At 71.2% G+C, this 2,223-nt stretch carries 4 protein-coding genes; all 4 read right to left on the bottom strand.

Annotated elements, in window-relative coordinates; genetic code table 11:
* The coding region (locus RTN46_RS16940; RefSeq protein WP_312183212.1) for an AlkA N-terminal domain-containing protein at positions 1 to 563 on the bottom strand (563 nt) is incomplete at its 3' end.
* Positions 560 to 1,249, bottom strand: coding sequence for an alpha-ketoglutarate-dependent dioxygenase AlkB (locus tag RTN46_RS16935; RefSeq protein WP_312183211.1), 690 nt, complete (start codon positions 1,247 to 1,249; stop codon positions 560 to 562). The genes RTN46_RS16940 and RTN46_RS16935, both read right to left, overlap by 4 nt.
* Positions 1,246 to 1,869 (bottom strand): methylated-DNA--[protein]-cysteine S-methyltransferase, encoded by a 624-nt coding sequence (locus RTN46_RS16930; protein ID WP_312183209.1) that lies wholly within the window; start codon positions 1,867 to 1,869, stop codon positions 1,246 to 1,248. The genes RTN46_RS16935 and RTN46_RS16930 overlap by 4 nt, the downstream gene beginning before the upstream one ends.
* A partial coding sequence (locus RTN46_RS16925; protein WP_312183208.1) for a sigma-70 family RNA polymerase sigma factor occupies positions 1,866 to 2,223 on the bottom strand: 358 nt, incomplete at its 5' end. The genes RTN46_RS16930 and RTN46_RS16925, both read right to left, overlap by 4 nt.

Below are 2,223 nucleotides of genomic sequence, written 5' to 3'. Positions count from 1 at the left end.
GCCAGCACCGCGGCGGCCGGAAACAGCCGGAACCTTCCCGGGCCGGGGCTGCCGAAGGCGGCCACCAGCCGGGCCCCGAAGGTCCGGGCCGCAGCGAGCGAGACCTGCTGGCCCAGGACGGTCAGCACGGCGGTTTCGAACGGGTCCACTGAACCGGGGATCCGCAGGCCGGGATACCGTTCGGCCAGCGGGGCGAGCCGGGGGAAGGAACCCAGGAAGGGATCCACCGCGGACGTGTCGGCGTCGAGGTCCAACCAGCGGCGGATCAGGGCAAGAGCGGCAGCGTCGTCTTCGGGTGCGCCGCCGTCGAACCGGACGGCAACGCCCGCCGGGGAGCCGAAGTCCAGGCTGGCCAGCAGCGGACCACCCGGCGCCGGCAGCAGCCGGGTCAGGCGGGCACCGACAGGAGTTCCCTCCACAACCTCGAGGCCCGGTACGGCGTGGGCGGTAAGGCTGCGAACCAGGGGCTGCCAGGGAAATGGGCTGCTGGCGCGCAGCAGGTGTTCCCGCCCGGCTGTTTCCCCTCCGGCCATTTCCGCCAGCGGCAGCCCGTCCCCACTCATGCGGTCAGGCCGGTCATGCGCAGGGTGATATTGATCCGCCCCTGGGACAGGCCGGTGTCCGGATCCGCCGTGCCGGGCAGCGTCCTTGGCACGCCGTGATACGCGAAACGTGACGGGCCGCCGAACACAAACAGGTCCCCGGAGACCAGTTCCAGGTCGGTGTAGGGCTTGGTGCGGGTTTGTGTATTCCCGAAACGGAATATACAGCTGTCGCCGATGCTGAGCGAGACCACCGGGGCGCTGGACTTCTCGTCCTTGTCCTGGTGCATACCCATGTGGGCGCCCTCGGCGTAGTAGTTGATCAGGGCCGTATCCGGGGTGTACTCCTCCGGGCGAAAGGTCTCCGGGGCGTAGCCGGGTTCACCCGGTGTGCCGTAGGCGGTGCGGAGGGCGTCCCGGCCCAGCTGGATCAGCCAGTCCGGGACGTCCGCCACCCGGCCCCCGCCGGCGTCGTCCGCTGTGCGGGTGTATTTGTAAGGCTGCCAGTGCCAGCCCAAGCAAACGGTCTGGACGGACATTGTGTGCCCGCCGGGCAGCACGGCGGAGCGCATCGGCACGGGTCCGATGGCCCAGGCCCGGCAGGCCTCCACGATGCTGCGCTGCGCGGCGTGATCCAGCCAGCCGGGAACGTGGACGGCGCCGGCGGACGGCATGGAACGGTCCCGCGGGAAAAGCTGTCCGGTCATGCGGCAGCTTCCATCTCCAGCAGGGTGCGTTTCGCGTCGCTGCCACCTAGGTAGTTGCCGATTGTCCCGTCCGAGCGGACCACTCGGTGGCAGGGCACCACTACCGGCAGCGGGTTGCGGGCGCAGGCCGTGCCCGCGGCGCGGACCGCTCCGGGGTTCCCGGCCAGGGCGGCGAGGGCCGCGTAGCTGGCGGTCGCTCCGTAGGCGATCTCGGAGAGGTGCTCGACGACGGTCCGGCGGAAGCCGGTGGCCAGGCGCAGGTCCAGGGGAAGGTCGAATACCTGCCGGGTGCCGGCGAAGTATTCGTCCAGCTGGCGGACGGGTTCAGCCAAACGCTCCTGGTCTTCCAGGATCCGCGGGCTGATCCGCAGCGCCAGGTCTTCGAGGACGGCGTCGTGGCCTTCCCGTCCGAAGGCCACACGGGCCAGGCCGAACGGGGTGGCGGCAAGCAGCAGCTCTCCGACCGGGGACGGGATCACGGTGTAGGCGACGTCGAGCAGGTCCTGCTCCTGCGCGCCGGCGGCGAGCCGGGTGTGCAGCCGGGCGAGCGCTTCGTCTTCGCCGGCCGCCAGGGCGGATTTCAGCCCGGCGTCCAGCGCGGTGTCCATAGGCAGGGTCATCGGAGGTCCTCTCCATCCATGGTTCTCAGTTTCTTCAGGCCGTCTGCCGCGGAGCGGCGGCAGGCTGCCTCGGTTCCGCCCAGCAGGACGGCCACTTCCGCGAAGGGCAGCCCGGCGAGGTGGTGATAAGCAAGGGCTTCGCGCTGGCGCTGCGGGAGGGTCCGCAGGGCGGCCCACAGCCCGTCATGCTCTCCGGGGCCGGGTACCTGCCTGCCCCGGTCTCCGGCGTCCCCGGGCTCGGGGAGTTCGGGCACCAGCACCGGGCGGCGGGCGGCGGCACGGTGCACGTCAATGGCCTTGCGCTTGGCAATCGTCACCAGCCAGGCCTGGACGTTGGCCCCGGCGGGCAGCTGC

The sequence above is a fragment of the Arthrobacter sp. genome, assembly GCF_031988865.1.
GTDB lineage: Bacteria > Actinomycetota > Actinomycetes > Actinomycetales > Micrococcaceae > Arthrobacter_B.
Note: the sequence above shows the minus strand (reverse complement) of the source record. Positions and strands in the feature narration are given on the sequence as shown.